Consider the following 26,490-nt stretch of genomic DNA (forward strand, 5'->3'; position numbering starts at 1 on the left):
GCGTTCCCACCCTGCCATTTGGTTTCCATGCTGTTTTCATGGCAGATTGAGCGCCGTCCAGCCGCAGAGTAGGATGACGAACACTTGCTTAATTACCGAATCATCGCGCGGTTATTTCAGGTTTAATGCTTGCTGATGCCCATGGCTGATGGCAGCGATTTCTACGTTACAGGGTTCAGACGTATGCGCGTTATGCTGTTTGAAGAGAATAATTTAAAAAAGAATACTCTCACGCTGTTCTTCATTACGCTTTTTTTCTGCTTTATTGGCAGCCATTTGCGCATCCCGCAAGAGTTTTCACTGTTCTGGCCGGTGAATGCATTGGTCGCCGGTTTAATGGTGCGTAATCCGTTTTTGCACACCACTTCAAGCTATCTGGTGTGCTTCAGTGCGATGATTTTTAACGACACGGTATTTTCCGGCTGGGCGCTGCCTGCGTTTACCGTGAATTTTGCCAATATTCTTTTTATCCTCGTCTCGGTCAGTATGCTGATCAAACATCTGCAACGTCCTTCTGCTAACAGCCAGGTGGTCAACGCCATGCGCATTTTCCCGGCCTGTTTTCTCGGCGCGGCGGCTTGCGCAACCTGGGGGGCATGGGCGCAGGATATCGACTTCAATGCGCGTTTTATCGTGGCGTGGGGCGACTGGTTTAGCGAGCAATTTTCAACGTCACTGATGTTGCTGCCGGTGATGCTGGCGCGCCCGCTGCGCACCGTAGCGCCGCGTACCTTGCTGCATCCGGGCAAACTGTTGCCACTGGCAGCGGTGATCCTCTCGCTGACCGTGGGCGCGTTGATTGGCGGCGCAGGCAGCCTGACATTCCCGGTGCCAGCGCTGATCTGGTGTGCAATTGTGTTGCCCATTCCGCTGACCAGCCTGGTGATCCTCATCACCGGCATCACCGAGATTGTATTAGTGTCGCATGGCGTGATGAACATTCAGGGCGACGACGCGTTACTACCGATTAGCCACCTCACTTCAGCCCGCCTTGGCGTGGCCACTGTCGCGCTGAGTCCATTGTTGGTGGCGGTGAGCATGGACGCGATTCGGCAGTTGAATCATCGTCTCGCATTACGAGCAAATTTTGATTTTCTCACTCAGCTACTCTCGCGCTCTGGCCTGTATGAGAGCCTGAGAAATGAGCCATTTTCACTGCAGCGTGAAGCGGGCGTGGTGATGCTGGATGTCGACTATTTCAAAGCCATTAATGACAATTTTGGTCATGATGCCGGAGATTGCGTGCTGGAAGAGATTGCGCGTCGTATTCAGCGGGTAGTGGGCAATCGCGGTATGGTTTGTCGCTTTGGCGGGGAGGAGTTTGTGATAGTGGTTTTCGACTGCAATCACAGCCAGCTGTACCAACTGGCCGAAACGGTGCGTCAGGCGATGGTGAAAGAGAAGTTCTGGATTCAGGGCAACACGGTGACGGTGACAGCCAGCTTAGGTCTGGCGCGCGGCAGTGCGCAGAGCGAACGTGAATGGCCTGGCGTGATTAACCGTTTAGTGTCAGCGGCGGATAAAAACCTCTACCTCGCCAAGCGCAATGGCCGCAATCAAACCTCACCGGCGATGGAGCCGCGCAGCATGATGCATGACGTGGCCTGAGCCACGTCACACTTGACTACACGCTGCTTTTCAACTGGCTGCTCTGCTGATGGCGCTGCTGCGCCAGCTCAATCAGGCGAGTTATCAAATCGCTGTAGCTCAAACCCGCAGCCTGCCATAGCTTTGGATACATACTGATGTTGGTGAAGCCAGGTAAGGTATTCACTTCGTTGACAATAATCTCGCCATCATCCTGCAGGAACACATCCACGCGCGCCATGCCAAAACACTCCAGCGCCTGGAATGCGGTGATCGCCACGGTGCGAATCGCCTCGCTGGCTTCGTCACTGATGGCGGCGGGAACCACCACCTGCGCACCGCTTTCGCTGATGTATTTAGTGTCGTAGGAGTAGAAAGCATCGTGCACCACGACCTCACCACAGGGACTGGCTTGCGGGGACTCATTACCCAACACGGCGCATTCGATTTCGCGTCCTTTGATACCTTGCTCAATCAGGACTTTACGATCGAAAGTAAAGGCGAGGTCCAGCGCGGCATCAAACGCTTCCAGGCTATCGACTTTACTCACCCCGACCGAAGATCCCTGGTTCGCGGGTTTGATAAACAGCGGCAAGCCAAAGCGGGCGATCACCGCTTGGGCATCGACATGGGCACGTTGTGTCTGGATCACACTCAGCCACGGTGCCACCTTGAGTCCCGCATCGCGTAGCAGACGTTTGGTGAAATCCTTATCCATGCTGACCGCAGAACCGAGCACGTCAGAACCGACAAACGGCAGATTGGCCATGCGCAATAAACCCTGCAGCGATCCATCTTCGCCCAGCGTACCGTGCACGATCGGGAAAATCACATCCAGCTGTGAGAGCGGTTGCGCTTGCTGACGGGTAATCAGCTGCTGAGAAGAGCTGCCCGGTACCAGCGCGACATGTTCACCTGAACGATTGAGGGCAATCAGCGCCGGATTCTCGGCGTTGAGCAAGAACCCTGACGCATCATTCAGATGCCACTCCCCCTGCTTATCAATCCCCAGTAAAACCACCTCATATTTACTCTTATCAATGGCTTCGAGGATATTTTTGGCTGACTGTAATGACACTTCGTGCTCGGCCGACTTGCCGCCAAACACAACTCCTATCCGCTGTTTTGCCATTGCTATTTGTCCGATTGCTATCAAGCGAGCCAGTAAGATAACACGCCCAGGACAGCCATCAACAGCCCTGCGATTATCGTTATAAAAGAGCGGCATAAAGCCCACCGCAGCACCCTCAGTCATGAGTTTAAACAAATATTCATAACCGTTTGAGACAAGTCTTGGACGGCTTAAAACCTGCCTTCTGTCAGAATTTTCCCAATTCAAACAGGTACAACGGTGGGCCATCTGCTCACCGTTTTTTGTCAGGTTTACAGGAGTCGGGAAATGGTCGACCAGAAGCAGGATGCTGTGGAGCAGGATGCGCGTTCTGTTGCTCGTATTGAAACCACGGTAGATGACACGTTGTTAAAAAGCGTGGCTTGGATCTGCAAACACTACAAACGCGAGAAAAGTGAAGAGGCGCTGGTGGCCGGTTTGCCAAAAGCGACATTGCTCTCACCCTCACAGGCCATGACTGCGCTAGAGAATGCGGGTATCACCGGCGGCATGGTGGAGCGCCGTCTGCAAGATTTACCGGAACAACTGATGCCGATGATTCTGCTGCGCAAAGAGGGCGGCGGGTGCATTGTGCTGTCGCGCCGCATTCATACCAATGAGGAGAATCAGCGCGAACTGCGTTTCCAGTTGGTGATGCCAGAAGTCAGTGCCTCTGCTGTCGAGATGAGCATGGCGGAACTTTATGAGATCTACGCTGGCTTTGCCGTGATGGCAAAACCGACAGCGGTGGTGGATGAACGCGCCAGCGAAATGTTGCCGGAAGTGAAAGGCCACTGGCTGTTTTCCACACTGTGGCGCTATCGACGCTACTACCGCAGTGCGGCAATTGCGGCTGTGTTGATTAACGTTTTAGCGCTCTCCAGCATCTTCTTCACCATGAACGTTTATGACCGCGTGGTGCCAAATCAGGCGTTTGTGACGCTGTGGTCGCTGGCGATTGGCGTCACCATCGCCATGGTGTTTGAAGCGGTAACGCGCTTTGTACGTGCTCATCTGTTGGATATGGCCGGAAAAAAAGCCGATCTGGTGCTGGGTAGCATGCTGTTCCGCCAGGCACTCTCAATCCAGATGGAACACAAACCGGCTTCTTCCGGTACGTTTGCCAACCAAATCCGTGAGTACGAATCCGTGCGCGACTTTGTGGCCTCGGCGACGCTGGCAGCCATTTCCGATCTGCCCTTCATTCTGATGTTTGTCGGCGTCATTTTCTTCATTAGCGGTCCGCTGGCCATCATTCCTCTGATGATGATCCCCATGATCATCATCGTCAGTGCCGCGATCCAGTGGCCGCTGGCGCGCATCATGAAAGAGAACTTGCGAGATGCTTCGCTTAAACAAGGCGTGCTGATTGAGTCGGTTGAAGGCATGGAAACGCTGAAAGCCGTTGGTGGTGAAGCGCATATGCAGCGTCGTTGGGAAAACTTCAGCGCGCTGCAATCAGCTAACTCGATGAAATCAAAACGTTACTCGACGCTGGCAACCGGTGTGGTGACGTTCCTGCAGCAATTCCAGACGGTAATGTTGGTCGTAGCCGGTGTTTATCTGATTAACGAAGGCACTTTTACCATGGGTGCAATGATCGCGACCGTCATGCTCGCCAGCCGTGCCACCGGTCCACTCGGTCAGGTAATTGGTCTGGCAGTGCGCTATCAGCAGGCAAAGGCGGCGTTAACCTCGTTAAACAAGCTGATGGAAATGCCCGTCGATCGCGACAGCAGTAAAACCTACCTCACGGATCCTCCGCTGAGTGGTGAGATCACGCTGAGCAACGTCAACTTCTCCTATCCGGCTCCGCCGATGAAGCCCAATCCGGAGATCCTCAAAGATATCTCGTTGAGCATCAAAGCTGGAGAGCGTGTGGCGATTCTGGGTCGTATCGGCAGCGGCAAGTCCACCTTGCTACGTGTAATGGCGCGTTTGTACCAACCCGTGCAAGGACAGATATCCGCCGATGGTCTGGATGTGAACCAGATTGATCCGGCGGACTGGCGTAAAGCGGTGGGTTTTGTCGGCCAGGATGCACGTCTTTTCTACGGCACGCTACGCGAAAACGTCATGATTGGGCGTCCAGATGCGACGGCCAATGAGCTGCTGCGCGTGCTTAATCTCACCGGTTTGGATCATGTCGCTGCACGTCACCCGAGTGGGATCAATCTGACGGTAGGAGAGGGCGGTGAAGGTTTGTCCGGCGGTCAGCGTCAGCTGGTTTCCCTGGCAAGAACGCTGTTAACGCGCCCTAAAGTGCTACTGATGGATGAGCCGACCAGCGCAATGGACAGCATGACTGAAAACCAATTCCTGGCGCATTTACGTCGTGCCAGTGAAGGACACACGCTGATTGTGGTGACGCACCGTCCGTCCATTCTGGCGCTGGTTGATCGCATCATCGTGGTGGAAGAGGGAAAAGTGGTCGCAGACGGCCCGAAAGATCAGGTTCTGGCCGCGCTGGAAGGAAAAAATAAAGTTCGTCGGCCGCGTCAGGCAGTTGAACAGGTAGTGGATGCCCCAGCCCCCGCAAACGATGCTTCGGCAGTGTCAGCGCCGGTGGAAGCAGCAGCAGAGGAGGCTGCAGTATGAGCAAATTAATGCCATGGCGTAAGAGCGCGAAAGGTCTTTCCGCTGCTGATGCCGAATTCATGAATGACGTCCAGGCTTCACTGCTGTCACAAACCACACCCGGTTCCAAGCTGGTGATGTGGATCATCATTGCGGTATTAGGGGTCGGCATTACCTGGGCCAACTATGCGCGAGTGGAAGAGATCACCAAAGGAGATGGCAAAGTCATTTCTCGTAGCCGTGAACAGGTCATTCAGAGCCTGGAAGGCGGCATTCTGGCTGAGATGAACGTGCGGGAAGGTACGGTGGTGGATCGCGGTGATGTGCTGCTGAAGATTGATCCGACGCGCGCGCAATCAAGCTACCGCGAAGTACTGAGCAAAGTAGTGGGTTTGAAAGGCAGCATTGCACGCTTGCGTGCAGAGGCTTATGAGCAGCCGTTGATGTTTGATGAGCAGGTAAAAAGCGATCCGGCCGTTGTCTCACAGGAAACCAAAGCCTATGAGTCACGTAAGAGAGCGTTGAATGACAGTGTTAACTCGCTGCAACGTAGTTATGCACTGTCGATGCGCGAGATTCGTCTGGCAGAGCCGCTCGCTGCTAAAGGTCTTTTGTCAGAAGTCGAATTGCTGCGAATGCAGCGTCAGGCGAACGACATTCAGGCGCAAATCGTTGAACGTCGTAACCGCTATCAGTCTGACGCTCATGCAGAGCTGGCGCGTATGGAGCTTGAGCTGGGCCAGGTCAGTGAAAACCTTATTGGTCGTGCCGATATCGTTGAGCGTACCACCATTAACGCGCCGGTTCGCGGCACGGTGAAAAACGTGCGTGTTAATACCATCGGTGGGGTGATTCAGCCGGGCGAACATATTCTGGAAATCGTTCCTCTGGAAGAACAGCTACTGGTAGAGGGAAAAATTCGTCCTTCGGATGTGGCATTCCTGCGCCCTGGTTTACCGGCCAAGGTAAAGATCACTGCCTACGACTTTGCCATCTACGGCGGGCTTGATGGACACGTGGAGTACATCAGTCCGGATACGTTGAAAGACGATCAGAAAGCCGCCAGTGGACGTCCGGATGATACCTACTATCGCGTATTAATTTTGACGGATAAAAGCACCTTACATGCGGGCAATAAAGATCTGCCGATTATTCCCGGCATGATCGCTACCGTCGAGGTGCGCACGGGTGAGAAAACCATTCTCGATTACCTGCTGAAGCCGGTCCTGAAAGCCAAAGAAGCATTCCGCGAGCGTTAATAATCATGAAAAATAATAACAAGATGCGCCATACACAGGCGCGTCATCTCTCTTTGCTTGCCGTATGTGTCGCGGTTGTGATGGCACCCGCGGTTAATGTAATGGCTGATTCCACCAGTGAGCTGATGATGTTTGCGGAGATGAGCGGCCATCGCCCGATTGCGCCACCTCCGACAGCGGTGCCCGTTGCTCCGGCGCGAGCGCTACCTGCGCCGGTTGCAGTTGCGCCAGCACCCGTGTCATCGGTATCTGCGCCAACCTTCGCGCGGCCAATGATATCTCAGTCCACACAGCAGCCAATCGTTGCTGAAAGGCAGGCTCCTGCGCCCGTTCATATTCAGCAGGTTCAGCCGCCAGCTGCGCCAACGTTGCCGCCTGCGGTAGCAGAGATCCCTCAACAACGTGTAATTGTTGAGCCACCGACATCAGCCAGGGCCATGTCTACTCATGCTGCGGAGATACAGGGCGGCGGCTTCCTGACCGAGGAGCAACGCCGTCCCGAAGCACAGCCGTTTAATCCTATGCAATCGGTGCGTAGTGTTAAGCAAGAGCCGCAACCTGCGCAGACTACGTCTTATGCGCCAGCTGCTAGCTCCCCGGCTAATTTCAGTTATGTCAGCCCGTCTGTAGCAAGCGATCCGGTAGGGAAAAGCTCGCCGGTGATGCTCAGTGGCACGGCGAATGAAACGGTCGCAGAAAGTGAAATTCGCCAAAAGTTTCTCTCAGCTGCACGCATTACCTGGCGAATCAGCCCGGCGTTGAAGTCCTATATCGCACAGGGCGATGCGGCTGAGGCCAGCGTTGATGAAGCCAAAGGTCAGCGTTGGCCGCAGGTTGATGTCAGCGCTGCTTCAGCCACGAAAGAGTTTGGTAGCGGCACAAAAAATTACGAATACCAAGGCAATACGCCATCCTTAGGCGTTTCGGTGGCGACCAACCTTATCGACTTTGGCCAAACGAGCCGTACCATCGAAAGTCGCGAAGAGCGCGTGACGTCGGCAAGGCAGTCGGTTCAGGCTCAACGCGAAGATCTGGCAATGCAGGTGACTAATGCGTTAATTGAATGGAATAAACAACAGCACGTTATCAGCATCAGTAAGCAATATCTCGCACGTATGGCAGACCTAACCAAGATGTTGAGTGGAATTGTTCAGTCTGATGCGGGACGTCGTAGTGAATTGACGCAGGCGAAAGGGCGCTTACTTCAGGCGCAAAGCTACCTGGAAAATGCCGAATCACGCGCGCGTGATGTAGAAATCACCCTGAATCGCCTGATGGGCAATAGCCGTGTGACTTTGCCAGCCAGCGACAATTGGGCTCTATCGTTTGGTGACTTAAATCGCCAGTTGGCCAGCCTGGATGTCCATCCTCTGATCTTACGCGCCAGTGCTGAAGAGCGTGCAGCGTTCAAAGAAGCCGAGGCAATTAAAGCCTCTGGTTTACCCAAGCTCAACTGGACTGTAAGCAAAAACACGCGCGAAGATCAGTTGGGACGACAACAGGCGTGGCAAACCGGTTTGAACGTAAGCTGGGGCTTGTTCCGCGGTGGTTCCACTAACGCCCAGGAAATTGCTGCGATTAAGCGCGCCGAGGCGAGCCGTCAGCAAGTGCAGGAGCAGCATCGCGATCTGGAAAACCGCGTGCGTGCTGCTAACCAAAATGCGCATTCAACGGCTGAGCGCGCCACACTATACAAAAACCTGATCGTGGAATCTGACCGTATCCGCAAAGACTTTTATGATCAGTGGTATCACTTAGGTCGTCGCACATTGCTGGACGTACTGAGTGCTGAAAGCGATCTGTATAACAACCAGGTGAGTGAGGTCAGCAACCGCTTTGATAGTTATGCCGCCATTATCAGTGGTTACGCTAACTCAGGCACACTGAGCCGTTGGCTGACGACGGGACGATAAGCATGCACATTTAACCCGCTTCGGCGGGTTTTTCGTCATAAACCCAAATTAAACGAAGTGGATTTTGCGGTTGGCAATGCAGCGTAAGGCGCTCTAAAATCGCGGCGAATTTTTACTCAAGAGGATAACGACATTGGACACAAGTCCCGAACGATTACAACAGGCTCTTGCGGTAAGATAGCTCTCGTCACGCTGTCTTAACCGCGCGTTAAGACGGTAGATATCCTTTCTGAATCTCTTCTTTCATTAGCGCAATGCTGCTGATTCACTGCGGTATTGGCACTGTCTGTAATCCATTTTTAACCTGTGTTTTTCCGCACTCATAAATGCTGCGGAGTGAGGTCTATTATGGATTGGAAAATCTTTTTACTGCGCGTCACCGTCGCGTTGGTGTTAGGTGCGTTAATTGGCTGCGAGCGTCAGTTACGTCAACGTATGACTGGACTGCGCACCAATGCGCTCGTTAGCACCGGCGCATGTCTCTTTGTTTTGATGACGCAAAGCGTACCCGGCATCGCAACTGATGCATCGCGGGTTGCGGCTTATGTCGTCTCCGGGATCGGCTTTCTCGGCGGTGGCGTGATCATGCGTGATGGCCTGAACATCCGCGGATTAAATACCGCCGCAACCTTATGGTGCACGGCTGCTGTTGGCGTGCTGTGCAGCATGGGACTGCTGCTGGAGGCAACCATTGGCTGCATGGTGATCCTGTGCGCCAATATCCTGTTGCGCGAGTTGGCGCTTGGCATTAACCGGCAAACCATCGTCTCAGCCGCCGAAGCGATACAGCACTATAAAGTGCAAATCATCTGTCTGGCACAAGACGAAGTTCAGGTACGCAGCCTGATGCTGCATACGCTGGGTGGCAGCGGCTTACGTCTGCAATCACTACATAGTGAAGACATGGATCCACCACATCGTATGGAGGTTAATGCGGAGGTGATGGGAAATCCGACATTAACCGATCAGCTTGAGAGCCTGGTGAGCCGTATTAGCCTGGAGAAAGGTGTGAGCTCGGTAAGATGGCAGGTGAGTGAGTTGGAGCGGGATTGATACTCAGATACGCTTTAGAGAACGGGTCGCCATTTAATCGCCACTTTGGGTTACATACAAAAAAGCCACCTTTAAAGAGGTGGCTTAAATGAATGATTTACATCACTAAATTTGGTGGCCCCTGCTGGGTTTGAACCAGCGACCAAGCGATTATGAGAACCATAGTAGTTAACGTATTATCAATGACTTATATGTAAATCAGTGGGTTGGAAAATCAATATCCACCAATATAATCCAATATTCTTATGTTCGAGCGACACTTTTGCGACACTTTAAGGGGTTCAGTCGCAATGCATCTTCAAGGTGATTCGGGGCAAAGTGCGCATACCTCATAGTCATCTTAATGTCGGTGTGCCCTAGGATTTTTTGCAGCACTAGAATATTTCCACCATTCATCATGAAATGGCTTGCAAAGGTATGACGCAAAACATGGGTTAACTGCCCAGGGGGTAAATCTATGCCAGCGCGTTCAAGTGCAGAGCGAAATGCATAATAGCAAGGTGAAAATAAATTCCCGTTTTTCTTCGGTAGTACGTCAGTCAATTCGGAATCAATAGGAATGCTGCGGTTGCGTTTGCCTTTAGTTTTTATAAAGGTGATCTTTCCTGCTGTTACTTGGCTACGTTTCAGACTTTCAGCTTCACCCCAGCGCGCACCAGTAGCTAGGCACAATTTCGCGATGACCTCTAAATCCTTGGCACTACTGTTTCGGCATTCAGCTAAAAGCAAGTCAATTTGCTCCTCAGTTAAATATGCCATTTCACTTTCATCAGTGCGAAATTTGCGGACGTTCTCCAATGGGTTGGGGGCCGCCCATTCTCCGAGTCGTTTTAATTCATTAAAGACCGCTAAAAAATAGGCGTGCTCAAGATTCATTGTTCGTGGTGAAACCTGGCTGACTCGCTTAGTGCGAGCAAATTTGCCGTCTAACCTCTTAGCTCTATAAGTAGTAAACAACTGCGCGTTAAACTCAGTTGCCAATGGATGCCCCATGCACTCTGCGGCCCATAACATTGAGCTTTTACGTTTCTCGCCATCTCGCAGGGTTATGCCATGTCGTTCAAACCAAAGATGTACTAAATCAGTTAACTTGCGCCGTTCCTTGGTTTCACCAAGCCAAGGGCTGTCATCAATTTTTTGAAGGGTATAATTTTCGAAGGCAAGCGCTTCACCCTTAGTTGCGAACTTTTTACGGACGCGCCTGCCTTCTTTGCCGTTGCTTCGATCGACAGTATAAAAGTCAGCTATCCACTGTCCATCGGGTTGCTTTCGAACTGGCATAATTAACCATTTAGAATGCGTTGTTTCTGAACTTGGAATTCTTCATCTGTAAGAATTCCATCATCTTTCATTTCGGCAAGGCGTTCTATCTTCGCCATTTGTTCATCAAACGATAGTGATATTTTGGATGGTTGATGTTCAGCTTTTTGTGATTGGGTCTGATTATTGCGAGTTTCGTTCACTAGGTTAGTGAACGGAATGACTGAACCTTTCATAACATTTTTGATGGTGTAATTTTGACCGCTAGTTGAAATCATGATTTCACCCAGCAATAAGCCGGTTTTACCACCAACACTTACGATGTTATTCAAGTTGATATCTACTTGTTTAACTCCGTAAAGCATCCCTTTATCTAGAAATATCACTCGTTTATTGGTCAGAGTAATTAACCAGGTGTTGCCATCCATCATCCCACTGGCAATCGCGAGAGGGGTTTCACCAGCTCCTAGTATTTCAGGGAGGTGATAGAACTCTTTTTTTGTCCCAAAAGGTGCATCTGAAACTACAGACGCAAGTCTTTTCATTTCCTGCTTTAAATCTTCTTTAGATGCTGTTTTGTAGTCTAACATTCTAATATACCTTATTATTTTATTGTAAGTGCAACGCGTCCCAATACGTCTATATCTTCTAAAGAGCAATCAAAAGCCATTCCCACGCCACTAACTCGGACTTTCTTAATAGGGATTCGGGTCAATGTTCTGACGCTAAATTTCCCCTCAATTTTGACCAACCATTCATCGTCATAAATTTCTGAGTAATTACGGTCAACTATGTACTGAGTGAAAGAATCAATAATACATATAGCATCTTGAGGAATCGGTTTGCCGGGTAGAAATGACGCTTTATCCAGCAGATAAAATCCAGCTTCATACATTTGACCGTCTACGATTTTACTGCGTGGTAACTTCAGAACGTCCAATTCCCCATCATTAAACTTCGTTCCATAACCTGTAGACAGCCACTCAAGGTCTGCTCCTGTCTCAGCAACACATCTGATCACCATATCCGCAGGGAAAATTCCCCTCTTGAACCTAGCGGATAGGCTACTAGCAGCCATTTGAAAGTGGTCGGCTAGCTGCAACTTCGAGGTGAATCCGTAGGCGTCAACAATGCGGTCAAGAACCTCGCTGCTGTGCCCAATCTGTTCAAAAGGGAATTTACTCATAAGATTTGATCTTTCGAATGGGTCGAAATATTTATTGATATTTCGACTAAGTCGAATTAGAGTCACTCCATGTTATCGGTTAAAGCGAACATTGGCTGATATTGGTGGACATTGGCGTGTCCCTAAACGAATGGAGTTTGCATTATGCGCCCAAACATTACAATCGTGATTCCTGATCCCTACATCCCATTGGATGAGTATTGCCGCCGCACTGGCATGTCTAAAAGCACTGCTGAAAACCTGATTTCATACGGAAAGCTGCCAATTAAGCCTAAAGGCGCTCAGAAAAAAGGTTTAGTAGAAATCAACATGGCAGCTTTGACTGTTCAGGCATTAAGCGAATGTGATATTTCGCTCAATGCGCAATAAATCTTAGATATTAGACAAGGACTAATCATGTTTGATTTTAAGGTTTCCACCCATAGCCACTTTGACGAAGCCTGCCGCAAGTTCGCTCTTACGCACAACATGACAGAGCTGGCTCAGCAAGCCGATATGAAAGTTCAGGCTTTGCGTAATAAGTTGAATCCCGATCAAGTGCATCAACTCACTGTGGCCGAAATGCTTCTGCTGACTGATCTGACAGAAGACGCGACGTTGATAGATGGAGCGTTAGCACAACTGCAATGTCTTCCATGTGTGCCGGTGAATGAAATAGCAGACGAGAAGTATTCCGCATACGTACTGAAAGCAACGGCCGAGGTTGGCATGTTGGCAGCTAAAGCGGCAAGCGCTGACAAAATCACAGCCACCTGCCGCCGTGGTGTTGTCGAAGCGGCCAATACTGGCATTCGCTGCCTGATGCTGGCCGCAATTGCAGTGCAGAGCCGCATTCATTCCAACCCCACTTTGGCGTCTACCGTTGATGCAATCAGCGGCCTAAGCGCTTCAGTCGGTTTAAGTTGAGGGTGTTGTCATGATCTCATTTGCTGCACACCTCAAACGCCAAAGTCCATCAATGTCATATGGCAACGGTTGGATTATGGGCGAGAACGGCAAGCGCTGGCATCCATGCGCTGACCAAAAGCCTTTATTGCGTGACCTGACAACTAAGCGCACCGGTTTAATAAACCGTCTGCGTAAAATTATCGGTGGTTAATATGCCGCGAGTTTTATGGGAAGTACCAAAGCAACACGAACCCGCCAGTTTTTCCAAAATTCATTTGATGGGCGCGCGTGTTGATAAGATTCAGCCAATGACGTTTGATGAATTTCGCAAAAAGTGGCGTCAGATGCGTGATAACAACGCAAACCCTGCACTGCGTTATTTCAATCATCAGAATGATGAATTTAAGTTCTGCGTAATGACTCTGGCTAATCGCGAAAATCCGAAGTCATTTAAACCCGAGGAAATCGGAAAACCTTTTGAATATTTCGATGAGCGCCGCCGCGAGTTAATAATCATCGCAATGAATAAAGTTGCACGCTGGGGCCGTATATTACCTCGCCAGTTTTCAACTGCTGACTGTTTTTTACCTGAGTAAATAAGACTTAGAAAAATTAATGGCGTAAACCCGCCGGGCATTCTTTTGCCAAATTTCTGGAGATTTAAATATGCGAAACACTGAAACCCGTAATTTCAAAGCTGATGCGGACGCGCTAAACGCGATGCTTAGTAAGGCCAAAAAAGAACAGCGTAGTGATGATGCGCTGGCCGTATCTATCCATATCGCCGCACTCGCAATACACGCCCGTAAAAAAGAGATGTCTGCTGCGGAAATTATCGACCTGCTGGACAGAGAGGCCGAGCGTTATGAGAACCAAGCGCGGGAGCTGCACTAATGGCCGACTCAATGGATCTTGTACAGCAGCGTGTTGAGGAAGAACTGGCGCGCAATCTGGCAAACGCAAAACAGCATCCTACCGGCGCAAGTGAATTTTTCTGCCTTTCATGTGATGCCGAAATTCCTGAAGCCCGCCGCCGTGCGCTGCCGGGCGTTTCTTTCTGCGTTACCTGCAAAGAAATCAGCGAGCTGAAAAGCACGCATTACAAAGGGGCGGCGTTATGAACACCATTCTGAAATGGCCGGGAAGTAAAGTCCGTGTAATGGCTGATTTGTCGGCTCACCTTCCTGCAGGTAATCGCCTTGTTGAGCCGTTCGCTGGTTCATGCGCGGTTATGATGAATACCGATTACCCGGAATATCTGGTCGCTGATATTAATCCCGACCTCATCAACATGTACCGCCAGATTAAAGAGCATACTCGCCCGTTTATCGTGGTGGCGATGGCATTATTCAGCCAAAACACCACGGAAGAAAGTTATTACCGTATACGTAAGGAATTTAATGAAAATGCATCTATGCCCCTGCTGGAGCGTGCGGCGCACTTCCTGTATTTGAACCGCCACGGTTATCGTGGAGTTTGCCGCTACAACCTTAAGGGCGAATTTAATGTTCCATTCGGACATTACGCAAAACCTTATTACCCGCTCTACGAAATCGAAATGTTTGCTGAGAAGGCGCAGCGCGCGACGTTCATTTGCGCTGGCTATCAGGAAACGCTGAGCAAGGTGAAATCTGGTGATGTTGTTTATTGCGATCCGCCATATCACGGCACGTTCACCGAATATCACACTGGCGGCTTTGATGAAGATGACCAGCACTCGCTGGCCTGTTATCTGCTGGGCATTTCCGAGCGTAACCCGGTAATTCTGTCTAACAGCGACACGCTTTTTACTCGCAGTATTTATCGCGCATTCGACATTACAAAAATCACTGTAGCTCGTTCTGTTGGCGTCAAGGCCGGTGATAAAAAGCGCGCTTCAGAAATCATTGCTGTGCGTAAGCCAGACTTAGTAGGCAATGGGGTAGCAGCGTGACTACATTTCATTTTTTGAAAATCTGGCCTGAGCATTATCAGGATGTAATTAGTGGAATGAAGCGGGCAGAGCTGCGGAAAAATGACCGTGATTATTCTGTCGGCGACTCTTTAATTCTCAAAGAATATCAGCCTAAGACCGGGAAGTTCACCGGTTTAGAGGTTCATGTAGTTGTAACGCACATAACAGATATAAATGAGTGGCTTCCGGGCTATGTAATGCTGAGCGTTGAACTGTTAGCGCGGGACAGGTCGTGATCTCCAGTGAACCATATGCTTACCCGTGGAATGCACCACGGGAAGCCATCGCCAGCCCTTATCCCACCTATGAGGAAATGCACAGCCGCAATCAAATGATTGCGGCTTTAGTGCGTGCGCAGGAACTACTCGACCAGCAGCCGACACTGGTACAACTCGACGTCAAGCGCCGCATAAGTGAGCTTGAAAAATCACAGGGTACAGCCCGTGCCAATGCGTATTTTACGAAAACTTTTGTAGAGCGCACATTGCCACGCGTTGAGATTGTCAGCGCTCAATATCGTCTTGGGGTGATGAAAGGTAGCACTCTGAATATTCTGGGCGAAAATACCACTGACCGGGAAAACACAGCGGTTGCTGGCGGTCACTTATTTAATTTGATGCGTCGATTTAATCGCCTTCCAGACATGGCGCGCGCTGATGTCGATTTACTTGCTGGCGATATTGCTAACCTTGTCCTTGCTGAACTGGTGCAGGCACATCAGCAAGCAAGGGAAGAGTCAGATTATAAGTACACCCACCGCGTATATATGACCGCTGCTACCATCACGCGGGAATTCAACCAAACGCCACCGCTGTGGGAAAAGGTTACTTCCAGATTATTTGACCCGGAAGAAGTAACCCCGGCGATCCGGCGCATGCAAACTGAAAAATGGTGGAAAAGTAAGTTGCGCCGCGTTGCTGCTTCATGGCGTGAACATTTGCAGATAGCGCTAGCGAACGTCAGCAAAAAGCACACCCCCTACGCCAGCAATATGACCGTTGCGGAGTGGCGTGAGCAAAAGCGCCGCACGCGTGAATTCCTCAAAGGGCTTGAACTGGAGAACGAAGAAACAGGCGAGAGAATCAGCCTGATCGATAAGTTCGACGGGAGCGTTTCAAATCCCGCTATTAAGCGCTGCGAGTTGATGAATCGCATTCGTGGGTTTGAAAATATCTGCAATGAAATGGGGTTCGTTGGTGAGTTCTACACGCTGACCGCTCCGTCACGCTTTCACGCAACAATAAAGACCGGCCATCGCAACCGCAAATGGAACGGAGCAAGCCCGGCGGACACGCAGCGCTATCTTTGCAACGTCTGGCAGAAAATCCGCGCTAAATTGCACCGCGAAGAAATTCGTATTTTCGGCATCCGTGTTGCCGAGCCACATCACGACGGCACGCCACACTGGCACATGCTGATGTTTATGCGCCCTGAAGATGTGGATCAGGTGCGTCAGACAATGCGTGATTACGCATATCAGGAAGACAGCGGCGAGCTGACAACGGATAAAGCACGCAAAGCACGCTTTCATGCAGAAGCTATCGACCCGGAGAAAGGCAGTGCCACCGGGTATGTGGCTAAATATATTTCAAAGAACATCGACGGCTATGCTCTCGATGGCGAGCTGGACGATGAAAGCGGTAAGGAGCTGAAAGAGACTGCGCCAGCAGTTTCCGCGTGGGCTGCACGCTGGCACATTCGCCAGTTCCAGTTTGTGGGCGGCGCGCCGGTGACGGTTTATCGCGAGCTGCGCCGTATGGCCGACAGCGAAACCGCCCATGGTCTGAGCGTTGAATTTGCAGCTGCGCATGATGCAGCAGATGCCGGTGATTGGGCTGGTTACGTTAACGCACAGGGTGGGCCGTTTGTACGCCGTGACGATTTGGCGGTGCGCACGTGGTATCAGCCAGGCGAAGACGTTAATGAGTATGGCGAAGAAACCGTGCGCATTAAGGGCGTCTTTGCTACCGAGGTTGGGGCAGATACGCCAATTTTAACTCGCCTAGCACAGTGGAAAATTGTTCCAAAGCGCTCGCTTGATGCCGTCTTTGAAAGTGCGCCGAAGCCGCTTTCAGCTTTAGATGTTGACCTTGATTTGGCCTTTGAATTTTTGGACGCGCCCGCGTCCTCTCGGAGTTCTGTCAATAACTGTACGGGAGGTTTGAGATCTGAGGATTCTAACCAACCGGAAAGTTTGAGAAAAATCGATTTTAATGGCTTGAGTGCGAAAGAGCGGCGGCGAATTCTGGCCCGGATTAGAGCGGAACAACCCAAAAAGCGGCACCTTAAGTTTAAGCGAACGGACAAAATTGAGGCTGCTTGCGACAACGTAATCAGCCAGGTGAAAGAATTATGTGGAGAAACAATCAGCCGCGGATTGGCTATGCGCCTAATAAGTGGCGTTCAGACAGAAATCGCTGGAAAGAGCTTCCGCAGCTCCGCTTATGGTGACCTTTTAAGGCCAAAAATTGAGACTTCGAAGCGCGGCACATTAGCAAGATTTAACCTATTGGCCGAATTGTCTAGAGCAAAAAACGATCATTAATGCAAAGAACTATCAAAGCAGAAAACTATATTAGGTAAACCTTAAAGATTTTAGGACGTTCTTAGTCGTTGAGCTAATGTTGGTAAAGACGTTTTATATCATGAGGATAAAAAACTGTTTCAACTGCAATATTTTTCTTCCGCTTAGTCCGAATGCTATGCTACTGTGTTTATGTACAGTTATTTTGTTGTGGAGGGAAAGTGGACAGCGAATTGATGAAGCAGGAGATGCTTGAGCGAGTAGAACTCATTGCAAGGTTGACCAGTCAAGGCGCTCTAAAAGAGCGTGATAGGGAGATTGCTTTGAATCTCATCGCAGAGATTGCAGCTGATACTAATCTCTCCATAAAGTGTTTCTCTGTGGCATTTTCTACTGTTAATTTTGAGTGTGAGAAGTTAAAAAATTAAAAATTTAAGTTTTTTAGGGGTTTTTATTTAAAATTAGAATCTTTAGACTCACTCTAAATGGTAGGTTGTTTGAGATCTTCTTAACATATTGATACACATGCTGTTTTTTTACTCATGATTCCTATTGACTTTTACTTGTGTATACATGTTTTTATCCATTACTATAGAAATCCTAATACTTTATGAAGAAGGATTCACCATATGGAATGGCTTACGCATTTGATTACTTTTGTTGTTGGGTTAGGTAGTGGTTGGTCTCTAAAAGTCTTTATTTCAAACAAAAAGAATAAAAACTCTAATAATAATGCGTCTAACTTTGGAAACAATAATAGAAATAACAACCAAAGTGGCAACAAAGTTAAAGGTGGAAGTATTGTCGGTGGAAACCAAAATAATAATTAATTGGTGACCATTGTGTTTACACACCAAGACGGTAATAAAGTAAAGAATGGCTCTGTGGTGGGGGGCCATCAAAATAATGGGTCAGGAACGCAAAATAATGTTAATGGCCCGCAATATAATTTTAACGTTACAAAGGGTTTGAATTATGAACTGTTTAAATTATATGAAAAGATAAAAGTTGATGGCATTGGGGATCCAAGCAGTAATTTTAGTGATAAACTACAACATTATTTGAGTGCTCAAACTGATATAGACATTCGTAGTTTAGATGATAAGTTGAAAGATAGTGGAAGAAAGGATTTGGTTATCCTTGCCAGTATGCTTAAAGAGAATGCGGCTAAATCCATTATGAAAAGACAGACCTCTAGAACTGCCCAGCGAATATACGTTATATTATTAGATCAGTTACATTACGATTTTATGCTTAAAGTGACCCCATTAATTCAATCTGAAAAAGAAAGAGAAGAAGTCGATAGTAAAATACATGAGGTTATCAATGAAATATTCGATTTGTTAGGGGAGAATGTACTGGAGTTTACTGTTAAGGATTTATTAGGTCTTTTGTTCTTTTTGGGTGGTAATTGTCACGTTAGGTGGGATAAATGTTAATTTATCATCAAGCATATGATGCGTATCATTGTCTCTTTAGAATGATAGCTATAGTCGATCATGTCCATGAAATTGAGGTTGATAAAGCAAGGATATTAGACTTCTATTTGATGTTCCCTGCAATGGCATCTAAAATTAGGATGCCTTATAACTATGCATATGTTAAGAAAATAGCAAAGTCTTATGAAAATGTTTATCATGATCCTCTTAGCCCAGCCTCGACATTTAAAGACCTCCAGGAAATTCAGACTTCTGCTATAAAGTGCCTTACTGCTACAGGCTTAGTTGAAAAAGAATTATATAAGAAAGGTGTACTTAAAAGGACAAAGCTAGAGATACCAAATGGCTTAGTCACATCTCTTATGGCATTTATCAACGAAAAGCAAGATATTAATGAATTTATACTCCACACTCTTTCAGATTTCCATCTTCTTGGTAAAGAAGGGTTAAAAGATAGAACCGGATTAATGGAATATCGTTATGACTTTAATTAAACCTACATTTTCAATTTCTCACTTTAAAGTTTTTAAAGGAAGAAAAGAAGTATTTGATTGTGGTTTTCACAGCGGTGTTAATGTTATCCGTGGTAGGAATAGTTCAGGTAAAACTACCATCATGGATTTACTGGCTTTTTCTATTGGCGCTGAAAATATTCGCTGGAAGCCGGAAGCTTTAAGTTGTTCATTTACACTGGTAGAAGTGAAACTTAATGGCGTTAAAACTTGTTTTAAGAGAGAAATATCGGCAGAAACACAACGCCCATTGGATATTTTTTGGGGGGGTATTGAGGAGGCTGAAAAAGCAACTCCCTTGCAGTGGGAGCAATACCCATTTAGAAGAACTTCAAATAAATTGAGTTTTACTCAAGTGATTTTTAATGCTTTGGAAATTCCAAACGCACAAGGCGATGGTGCATCTAACCTAACGCTGCATCAAATCCTAAGAGTTCTTTATGCAGATCAGCCTTCAGTGCACAGCCCTATTTTCAGAATTGATAATTTCGATAGTGCATTAACTAAAGAAATGGTCGGGGGATATTTATGTGGTGTATATGATGATGATCTCTACAGTTCACAGATAAAGTTAAGAGAAATTGATAGTGAGCTTTCTAAAAAAATAGCTTCTTTAAAGAGTATTTTTTCGGTTTTAGGGCGGTCGGGTCATTCTGAAAACATTCATTATGTGGATGAGAAAATAGAGGAGTTAGAGTTTGAGCGTCAACAGTTAAATAATGAGTTGTTTTTAATAAAAAATGGCGAGTTTAATGGTTCCGAACTTGATACCGATCAAGAAGTAACAATAAAATTTAGAAAAGAGCTAAATAAAGCGAAGTTGGCATATACTAAAAATTTCGATGAAATTGAAAGGTTACAGATTGAGATTGCCGATTCTGAGCTTTTTATTGCTGAGCTTGAAAATAGATTGCAAGGACTTAATCAGTCTGAAATTACTAGAGGTTTTTTTGGGGATTTGAATTTTAAATTTTGCCCAAGCTGCCTTGAGGAAATAAAACATTTAGACGGCAATGCTTGTCATCTTTGCAAAAGCGAAAAATCTGAAGACTCAAGTTCCCAAATATTAAGAATGAAGAATGAGATCTCTTTACAGTTAAAAGAATCATATTTTCTTTTGAAGAAAAGAAATGAAGATCTTGCTCACCTTAAAAAAGAACTCCCTATCCATAAAGGTGAGTTAAAACAATTAGAAAAAAAATATGTTAGCGTTGCTAGCATTTGGGACACCCCTGAAAATATTAGGGTTCAGCAAATTTCAATGCGTTTAGGGACGATTGATAAAGAGATTGCAAGGCAGTATGAGAATAAAAAGCTATCCGATGTAATAAATGAGCTGCAAATAGGTAGAGATAATGACCAAGCAGCAAAGGAACGGCTTGAGAGTCTTATTGAAACGTTAATAAATAAAGAAGAGTCTCGAAAGCTTGATGTCGCTAAAAACGTTGATTCAGTGATGAAAAGATTACTACGGTTAGATTTACCGTTGCAACCGGAATTTATAGAGCCTCAAGAAGTACGTTTTGATTTTGTTGAAAATGCTGTGTATGTAAATGGGTCAAAGAACTTTTCAGAAAGTTCGGCAGTAGTTTTAAGGCAACTTTTCCATCTAGCACTTCTAACAACAAGCATTGAAAAAAATTACATGAGATTACCTCGTTTCTTGTTACTAGATGGGATTGACGATGGCGGCATGGAAAAAGATCGTAGTCACAACTTGCAAAAAATAATAGTTGATGAAGCATCAAATTATGAGTGCGAATATCAAATAATTTATGCTACTTCTGAGATTAAACCAGAGTATGAGGGGTCGAAACTAACTGTTGGCCGGTATTTTAGCCCTGAAGCACGTTCATTAAATGTATGATCTCCACTTAATTTTAAGTGTAAAGATAGAAGATACTACGCATCCAACAATGTTTATAAATGACACCATTTGAGGTGTCATTTATCGTACAGTATTTTTTGATGCTTAGACCTATAGTGCGTTTACGAATTTAAAAATGTTAATGCAAGCTCTTTTGAAATCCCTCATTACCTTGCATGACTATGCTGCATGAATTTGCATGATCTAGTGGGGATGATGGATGCCACGAGCAGCTAGCTCTGACGGGCTTTACATAAGGTCCTGCAAGTGCATGAAAACCACTTCACAAAGCGGGCAGGCGTGGCGGGGGTACGAGCGCGCGCTTAGACCTTGAATACTGCTCATTTTTAGAGAAAATGCATCATGATTTCAAAAAAGGAAAGGGATATGATTTCAGGCCAATGGGTTGGAAATTTTAATGGTGCGGGAGAGGGGTGGGGGATTATTAATATTGAGGCAAAGGACGGATTGCTTCATTGTTATGCATATCTTCTAAATATGAAAGGTGATTTACCTTCTTCATGTTCTTATTTTACTCTTGAGGATGGGCAGGCCGAATATAAAGTTGAGAACAGACCGGTTCAAGTGATAAACAAGCATGATTTCATGGTCGTGCCTTCTTTTTCAACTCAAGATTATATTACTGAAAATTTCCCCGGAGTGGTATTTCCTGATACTGCTAACTTAAATATTATTTTCAAAGAAGATGAGTTGCTTGTAAATGTTGTGACGGATATAGGCACAACCGTTGAGTGTAAGCTTAGTAGACAGCATGTTAAGGGATACAAATTAACAGGCACTGGCCTTACTTGGAATGAGTTCAAAGAATATGTTTCTCAAGTTGACTACAGGAAGGTTGCATTCCGAGGCCAGGCAGATAGTTGGCCTCTGAGGACATCGTTTCATCGTAATGGTCGATATGACGTTCAAGTGTATTCAAATAAAGATATTCCAATGCTCCACCGCCAGCTTTCTAATCTCACTTCACATTATTTTAATTTAAAGGATCCAGAGCATAACGGGGCCTTTTTTAACCTTCTTCAGCATCATGGTTATCCGACGCCTCTTTTAGATTGGAGCTATTCTCCATATGTTGCGAGTTTTTTTGCATTTGGAAAGTTAAATGCCAAAGACATCTTTGAAAGTGATAAAGATAGGAAAGTAAGAATATACTTGCTAGAGGTGGAAAAATGGAAGGTGGATTTTTTACAATTTTATAATATTTATGATTGCAGGACTCACTTATCAATAGGTGAATATATATCATTAGGGAATAATAGAGCGATGCCTCAGCAAGCGTTAACTACTTTAACAAATATTTATGATATTGAAGGGTATCTTTACCAGTGGGGCGGATATACTGATAAATATTTAAAAGCTTTCGATATATCTGTACAAGAAGCTCCTCAAGTCATGCGAGACCTTACAATGATGGGGATTACTTACGGCTCTCTATTCCCCGGTCTTGATGGAACATGTCAGGATTTGAAAAAAATTAATTTTCCTGAAACAAAATTTGGGTGAAAATTATAAGCCCGCTAGCGGGCTTCGTTTAGACTAAATTGTACTCTGAAAATTGAATTACTTCTTCCTTGAGCCAATGGTTCAATTCTGTAAGACGCTTTTGAAGTGGCATTAGCTCATTTCGGACAAACACTCGGCTTGCCTTTTCAACATCACCAAAGCCGCCGGTGTTATTAGGAATGATCCCCATCATCTGCGGCGGTACGCGGTGCGCGGCCATCATGTCGTCACGGCTCACGTTCTTGATATTCAGAAACTCATCCTTAGCCGCCACTTCTGACAGCGGGATGATCTGAATCCCGTCCTTCTTCCCGTTCGGCGAGTACATAAACAGGTTGCGGAAGTTCCCCGGCCCCTTGGCGCTTTTCATTGCCTGGCGAATATTGTTCACGTCTTCCTGATTCTGCGCGGCGTCGGTCATGTACATGATGAAACCGGCGTGGCTGCCGTTCAGGTAGTATTTGCGGCGGAACAGCGTTGCCGACTCGTTTAGCAGGGTGGACGGGATCGCCGAAAGATACTCCGGCAGGCCGTAAACCTCCTGATTTAAATCCGGCTCCATCAGGTGAAACACGCTGCCTTTGGTGAACTCATAAGGCTGCGTGTTCATGCCGTATTGCACAAACCAGTAGGTGTCTAAATCGGTGCCGCGTCGCGTGAATTTTGCCAGTGCCGGTTCAAGCGCCAGCACGCCGCCGAGCCTGTTGGTGCGCTTCTCCAGATAGGCGTTGCCGAATACCAGATAGTCCTGCACGAAGCGGCTAAACGCCTGCTGGCTCAGCAGCGGGTGCGGGATAAAGGTGCTGGTCAGAATGTTGCGCTTCACGTTGATCGGCGAGCTGTGATGCACGGCGGCGCGGAACGTGCGCGCCAGCCCGTCAAAGCTTACCGGCGGTTCATACCACTTATCCATGACCACACATTCCACGTAGTCCAGCAGCTCGCGGCGGTCCAGCACCGGCACCGGGTCGCCAAAGGTGAACGCTTCCGCCGCCGGTCCGCCGGTCATCTGTTCCTGCTGCACGGGCTGCGTGCGCGTGCGGTTCCTGCGTTTGCTCATCTAAAAAATCTCCATAATGTTTCCGGTGTGGGCGGCTTCGCCCTGTAGCGGTTCGTTTGCCAGCGCGTGCATGGTCGCCCACGCCAGATCGGCGTGGCTCGCTTCTTCGCTGCGGCTGGCTTCGTAGGTCGGGCGGTTGCCGCTGGCCGTGGTGGCGCGGCGGATTGCCATGAATGACTGCGCGATGTCGAGGTGCCCGGCATCGAACTCCAGGCGCCCGCTGCTGATGATGTCGAACGCCTTCAGCACCAGGGCGTTTTTCACGTTCGGGTTATAAACAAACTCCTTCACCGCCGGATAAAACATCTTCACGTTCTCGTACACGCCGAGGCCGACGCCGGTGGAGTCGATGCCGATATAAGTCACGTTGTACTGCTGCGTCAGCTTTTTGATGGACTCGGCCTGCGCGCGGAAGTCCATGCCGCGCCACTGGTGGCGCTCCAGAATGCGGAACTTACCGCCCGGCACGGCAGGCGGGGCGATCACCACGCATCCGGCGCTGTCGCCGTTCTGCGTACCCTTGGCCGGGTCGTAACCGATCCACACCTCGCGCCAGCCGAACGGGCGCAGCGCCAGCGCTTCGAAGTCGCTCCAGATTTCCCAGCTGTCCACCATGCATTTTTGCAGCAGCTGCAGCGGGAATACGGACGCCAGATCGTCCACGAATTCGCACATCAGCAGGTTCTGGTATTCCGGCGGGCTGTATTCGAGGCGCAGCTGGTCGAGGTCAAACAGGTTACAGCCGCCGCGCACGGCGTCCTCCACGGTGACAATCTGGCGGAACTGGCCGTCATCGCAGAAACGGCCCGGCGACAGGTTCATGTGAGACAGGTCGATGTCCACGCGGTCCGCCTTGGCGCGGCCCCGGTTGAACAGGCCGCCGGACCAGAACGGATAGGCACTGTGCGTCAGGCTGGACGGGGTGGAAAAATAGGTCTGGCGCCACTTCTTGTGCAGCGCCATGCCGGACGCCACCTTGCGCAGCTCCTGAAATTTCGGGATCCAGAAATATTCATCCAGGTACAGATTACCGTGATAGCTCTGGGCGGTGCGGGCGTTGGTGCCGAGGAAATACAGGCACGCGCCGTTGCTGAGCGTCATCGGGTCGCCTTTCAGCTCTACGTCCACCTCTTTGGCGAACTCAATGATGTACTGCTTGAAGACGTGCGCCTGCGCCTTGCTGGCTGAGAGGAAAATCTGGTTGCGCCCGGTGGTCAGCGCATCCAGCAGCGCCTCGCGGGCAAAGTAGTAGGTGGCACCAATCTGGCGCGACTTCAGTACGTTGCGGATGCGGTGCTTGTTGCCCGCGTCCCACCACTGGCGCTGGTAGCCGAACATGGAGCCGTGGAAGATTTCCTGCAGCTTCTCCACCTGCTCGTCAGTAAATACGTTCTTCTCCGGCGGCTTGCGCGGTCCGCTGTTGCGGTTCGCGACGTTCGGATTGAGATCCGCCTCGTTGCCGCCGTTGCTGAACTTGCCGATGCGGGCGTGCCGCTCTGACTGGCGCGCCAGCAGGTCAATTTCCTTGAAGTCTCTCCCTTCTTTTGTCTCCTTCATGATCAGCTGGCAGTAGCGTGCGGCGGTGGTCAGCTGCATCTGGTCAAGCGGGCCGTAGTCGCCCCACTTGTCGCGCTTCTTCCAGCTGTGAACGGTTGCGGGTTTCTCTCCCAGCATTTCAGCAATGCGGGCGATACGGTATCCCTGAAAGTAAAGCAGCATGGCCTGCCTGCGGGGATCGAGGTCTTCGGGGGCGAGTGTCGTTGTCATGGCCCCAAAATACGGCCCCGCCGATCCCTTTTCTGCCGTCTGCCGTTGTGTGGCTGCCCGCACAATGTGCCCGCGTTGTTTCACACCCCTCTGAACCGCAAACATAAGGCTTCAAAGCGATTTACCCAACGGAGCCTGACCTATGGCAGTTAAAGCAAAGCGTTTTCGAATCGGGGTGGAAGGTGCCACCACGGACGGACGCGAAATTTCCCGCGAATGGCTGGAGCAGATGGCCGCCGCCTACAACCCGGCGGTTTACACCGCAACCATCAATCTTGAACACATCAAATCGTACTCGCCAGACAGCACCTTTAACCGTTACGGCATGGTAAGCGCGCTGGGCACCGAGGAGATCACCGACGGTTCGCTGGCCGGAAAGCTGGCGCTGTATGCCGACATTCTGCCGACGGATTCTCTTGTGGCGCTGGTAAAGCAGGGCCAGAAGCTTTTCACCTCCATGGAAGTCAGCACCAAGTTTGCCGATACCGGCAAAGCCTACCTGGTTGGCCTGGCTGCCACCGACGACCCGGCAAGCCTCGGCACCGAGATGCTGGCCTTCAGCGCCAGCGCGCAACACAACCCGCTGGCAAACCGTAAGCAGCACCCGGAAAACCTGTTCACCGCCGCCACCGAAACCGAGATCGAGCTGGAAGAGGTGGAGGATAAGCCCGCGCTGTTTGCCCGCGTCACCGCGCTGTTCAGCAAAAAGCAGCAGTCCGACGATGCGCGATTTTCTGACGTGCATAAGGCGGTAGAGCTGGTTGCAACTGAACACCAGGACTACGGCGCTCGCACCGACAAGACGTTGGATGAACAGGAGAAACGCCTGAGCCAGCTGGAATCCCTGCTGGAAATACAGGTGAACGATTTCATCGAACTGAAGCAACAGCTGGGTCGCGAAGACAGCCGCGCCGATTACCGCCAGCGTGCGCCAGGCGGTAGCGGCGCCAGTGAAAACCTGACCGACTGCTGATACAGGTCGCTCCACATTACCTAACCGATTTCAGAG

Annotated in this window: 28 protein-coding genes; 21 read left to right on the forward strand and 7 right to left on the reverse strand. The window is 48.9% G+C overall.

The window, feature by feature from the left end:
* Positions 1 to 183: 183 nt before the first annotated feature.
* Positions 184 to 1,608, forward strand: a complete 1,425-nt coding sequence (locus WFL93_RS19475; RefSeq protein ID WP_009127538.1) for a GGDEF domain-containing protein — start codon at positions 184 to 186, stop codon at positions 1,606 to 1,608.
* Positions 1,609 to 1,624: 16 nt separating this feature from the next.
* Here WFL93_RS19475 and ddlA read toward each other — a convergent pair whose 3' ends face one another.
* On the reverse strand, positions 1,625 to 2,719 hold the full coding sequence (gene ddlA, locus WFL93_RS19480; protein ID WP_336778822.1) for a D-alanine--D-alanine ligase: 1,095 nt from the start codon (positions 2,717 to 2,719) through the stop codon (positions 1,625 to 1,627).
* 267 nt (positions 2,720 to 2,986) lie between these two features.
* Between ddlA and WFL93_RS19485 the strand changes: the two genes are divergently transcribed.
* Together WFL93_RS19485 and WFL93_RS19490 are read left to right on the forward strand one after the other, a co-directional pair.
* The gene (locus WFL93_RS19485; protein WP_049850565.1) at positions 2,987 to 5,296 is read left to right on the forward strand and encodes a type I secretion system permease/ATPase; all 2,310 of its coding nucleotides are present in this window, start codon (positions 2,987 to 2,989) and stop codon (positions 5,294 to 5,296) included.
* Complete coding sequence (locus tag WFL93_RS19490; protein ID WP_049850566.1) at positions 5,293 to 6,534, forward strand: HlyD family type I secretion periplasmic adaptor subunit; 1,242 nt, start codon at positions 5,293 to 5,295, stop codon at positions 6,532 to 6,534. The genes WFL93_RS19485 and WFL93_RS19490 overlap by 4 nt, the downstream gene beginning before the upstream one ends.
* 93 nt (positions 6,535 to 6,627) lie before the next feature.
* On the opposite strand, the gene WFL93_RS19495 is transcribed toward WFL93_RS19490, so the two are convergent.
* Positions 6,628 to 6,954 (reverse strand): hypothetical protein, encoded by a 327-nt coding sequence (locus WFL93_RS19495; RefSeq protein ID WP_336778823.1) that lies wholly within the window; start codon positions 6,952 to 6,954, stop codon positions 6,628 to 6,630.
* A gap of 17 nt (positions 6,955 to 6,971) precedes the next feature.
* On the opposite strand from WFL93_RS19495, the gene WFL93_RS19500 reads away from it, so the two are divergent.
* Positions 6,972 to 8,447 (forward strand): TolC family protein, encoded by a 1,476-nt coding sequence (locus WFL93_RS19500; protein WP_336778824.1) that lies wholly within the window; start codon positions 6,972 to 6,974, stop codon positions 8,445 to 8,447.
* A gap of 348 nt (positions 8,448 to 8,795) precedes the next feature.
* The gene (locus tag WFL93_RS19505) at positions 8,796 to 9,500 is read left to right on the forward strand and encodes an MgtC/SapB family protein (RefSeq protein WP_009127550.1); all 705 of its coding nucleotides are present in this window, start codon (positions 8,796 to 8,798) and stop codon (positions 9,498 to 9,500) included.
* 243 nt (positions 9,501 to 9,743) lie between these two features.
* On the opposite strand, the gene WFL93_RS19510 is transcribed toward WFL93_RS19505, so the two are convergent.
* Genes WFL93_RS19510 through WFL93_RS19520 form a run of 3 tightly spaced genes read right to left on the reverse strand, consistent with a single transcriptional unit; the run spans position 9,744 to position 11,946 of the window.
* Positions 9,744 to 10,781, reverse strand: coding sequence for a phage integrase (locus WFL93_RS19510; protein WP_336778825.1), 1,038 nt, complete (start codon positions 10,779 to 10,781; stop codon positions 9,744 to 9,746).
* A gap of 2 nt (positions 10,782 to 10,783) precedes the next feature.
* Positions 10,784 to 11,350, reverse strand: coding sequence for a PH domain-containing protein (locus tag WFL93_RS19515; protein ID WP_336778826.1), 567 nt, complete (start codon positions 11,348 to 11,350; stop codon positions 10,784 to 10,786).
* Between the two features lie 14 nt (positions 11,351 to 11,364).
* Complete coding sequence (locus WFL93_RS19520) at positions 11,365 to 11,946, reverse strand: phage repressor protein CI (protein WP_336778827.1); 582 nt, start codon at positions 11,944 to 11,946, stop codon at positions 11,365 to 11,367.
* A 144-nt stretch (positions 11,947 to 12,090) separates the two neighbouring features.
* On the opposite strand from WFL93_RS19520, the gene WFL93_RS19525 reads away from it, so the two are divergent.
* The 15 genes from WFL93_RS19525 (at position 12,091) to WFL93_RS19595 (ending at position 22,654) form a co-directional block, all read left to right on the forward strand.
* Entirely contained in the window at positions 12,091 to 12,315 is a 225-nt protein-coding gene (locus WFL93_RS19525; protein ID WP_256697525.1) for a helix-turn-helix transcriptional regulator, read from the forward strand.
* A 27-nt stretch (positions 12,316 to 12,342) separates the two neighbouring features.
* Positions 12,343 to 12,852, forward strand: coding sequence for a phage regulatory CII family protein (locus WFL93_RS19530; RefSeq protein ID WP_336778828.1), 510 nt, complete (start codon positions 12,343 to 12,345; stop codon positions 12,850 to 12,852).
* 10 nt (positions 12,853 to 12,862) lie between these two features.
* Positions 12,863 to 13,045, forward strand: coding sequence for a phage filamentation protein Fil family protein (locus WFL93_RS19535; protein ID WP_336778829.1), 183 nt, complete (start codon positions 12,863 to 12,865; stop codon positions 13,043 to 13,045).
* 67 nt (positions 13,046 to 13,112) lie between these two features.
* Positions 13,113 to 13,430 (forward strand): hypothetical protein, encoded by a 318-nt coding sequence (locus WFL93_RS19540; RefSeq protein WP_246871303.1) that lies wholly within the window; start codon positions 13,113 to 13,115, stop codon positions 13,428 to 13,430.
* Positions 13,431 to 13,500: 70 nt separating this feature from the next.
* Positions 13,501 to 13,728 carry a DUF2732 family protein gene (locus WFL93_RS19545; RefSeq protein ID WP_336778830.1) on the forward strand — a complete coding sequence of 76 codons (228 nt, stop codon included), beginning with the start codon at positions 13,501 to 13,503 and terminating at the stop codon, positions 13,726 to 13,728.
* On the forward strand, positions 13,728 to 13,955 hold the full coding sequence (locus WFL93_RS19550; protein WP_336778831.1) for a TraR/DksA family transcriptional regulator: 228 nt from the start codon (positions 13,728 to 13,730) through the stop codon (positions 13,953 to 13,955). The genes WFL93_RS19545 and WFL93_RS19550 overlap by 1 nt, the downstream gene beginning before the upstream one ends.
* The gene (locus WFL93_RS19555) at positions 13,952 to 14,767 is read left to right on the forward strand and encodes a Dam family site-specific DNA-(adenine-N6)-methyltransferase (RefSeq protein WP_336778832.1); all 816 of its coding nucleotides are present in this window, start codon (positions 13,952 to 13,954) and stop codon (positions 14,765 to 14,767) included. The genes WFL93_RS19550 and WFL93_RS19555 overlap by 4 nt, the downstream gene beginning before the upstream one ends.
* Positions 14,764 to 15,024 (forward strand): DUF3850 domain-containing protein, encoded by a 261-nt coding sequence (locus WFL93_RS19560; RefSeq protein WP_288657466.1) that lies wholly within the window; start codon positions 14,764 to 14,766, stop codon positions 15,022 to 15,024. Before WFL93_RS19555 ends, WFL93_RS19560 begins: the two co-directional genes overlap by 4 nt.
* On the forward strand, positions 15,021 to 17,333 hold the full coding sequence (locus WFL93_RS19565) for a replication endonuclease (protein ID WP_336778833.1): 2,313 nt from the start codon (positions 15,021 to 15,023) through the stop codon (positions 17,331 to 17,333). Before WFL93_RS19560 ends, WFL93_RS19565 begins: the two co-directional genes overlap by 4 nt.
* 200 nt (positions 17,334 to 17,533) lie before the next feature.
* A complete protein-coding gene (locus tag WFL93_RS19570; protein WP_336778834.1) occupies positions 17,534 to 17,740 on the forward strand; it encodes a hypothetical protein in 207 nt (68 codons plus the stop codon).
* Positions 17,741 to 17,941: 201 nt separating this feature from the next.
* Positions 17,942 to 18,142 (forward strand): hypothetical protein, encoded by a 201-nt coding sequence (locus WFL93_RS19575; RefSeq protein ID WP_336778835.1) that lies wholly within the window; start codon positions 17,942 to 17,944, stop codon positions 18,140 to 18,142.
* Between the two features lie 12 nt (positions 18,143 to 18,154).
* Positions 18,155 to 18,751 (forward strand): ABC-three component system protein, encoded by a 597-nt coding sequence (locus WFL93_RS19580; RefSeq protein ID WP_336778836.1) that lies wholly within the window; start codon positions 18,155 to 18,157, stop codon positions 18,749 to 18,751.
* Positions 18,745 to 19,245: an ABC-three component system middle component 5 gene (locus WFL93_RS19585; RefSeq protein ID WP_336778837.1), complete on the forward strand. Its 501-nt coding sequence runs from the start codon at positions 18,745 to 18,747 to the stop codon at positions 19,243 to 19,245. The genes WFL93_RS19580 and WFL93_RS19585 overlap by 7 nt, the downstream gene beginning before the upstream one ends.
* On the forward strand, positions 19,232 to 21,130 hold the full coding sequence (locus WFL93_RS19590; RefSeq protein WP_336778838.1) for an AAA family ATPase: 1,899 nt from the start codon (positions 19,232 to 19,234) through the stop codon (positions 21,128 to 21,130). The genes WFL93_RS19585 and WFL93_RS19590 overlap by 14 nt, the downstream gene beginning before the upstream one ends.
* 363 nt (positions 21,131 to 21,493) lie before the next feature.
* Positions 21,494 to 22,654: an FRG domain-containing protein gene (locus WFL93_RS19595; RefSeq protein ID WP_336778839.1), complete on the forward strand. Its 1,161-nt coding sequence runs from the start codon at positions 21,494 to 21,496 to the stop codon at positions 22,652 to 22,654.
* Between the two features lie 28 nt (positions 22,655 to 22,682).
* Here WFL93_RS19595 and WFL93_RS19600 read toward each other — a convergent pair whose 3' ends face one another.
* Together WFL93_RS19600 and WFL93_RS19605 are read right to left on the reverse strand one after the other, a co-directional pair.
* Positions 22,683 to 23,714, reverse strand: coding sequence for a phage portal protein (locus tag WFL93_RS19600; protein ID WP_336778840.1), 1,032 nt, complete (start codon positions 23,712 to 23,714; stop codon positions 22,683 to 22,685).
* On the reverse strand, positions 23,715 to 25,481 hold the full coding sequence (locus WFL93_RS19605) for a terminase ATPase subunit family protein (protein WP_049850579.1): 1,767 nt from the start codon (positions 25,479 to 25,481) through the stop codon (positions 23,715 to 23,717). It lies immediately after the preceding gene.
* A gap of 142 nt (positions 25,482 to 25,623) precedes the next feature.
* On the opposite strand from WFL93_RS19605, the gene WFL93_RS19610 reads away from it, so the two are divergent.
* A complete protein-coding gene (locus tag WFL93_RS19610; protein ID WP_336778841.1) occupies positions 25,624 to 26,454 on the forward strand; it encodes a GPO family capsid scaffolding protein in 831 nt (276 codons plus the stop codon).
* Positions 26,455 to 26,490 lie beyond the last annotated feature (36 nt).

Source organism: Pantoea sp. USHLN256 (assembly GCF_037149875.1).
Lineage (GTDB): Bacteria > Pseudomonadota > Gammaproteobacteria > Enterobacterales > Enterobacteriaceae > Pantoea > Pantoea nemavictus.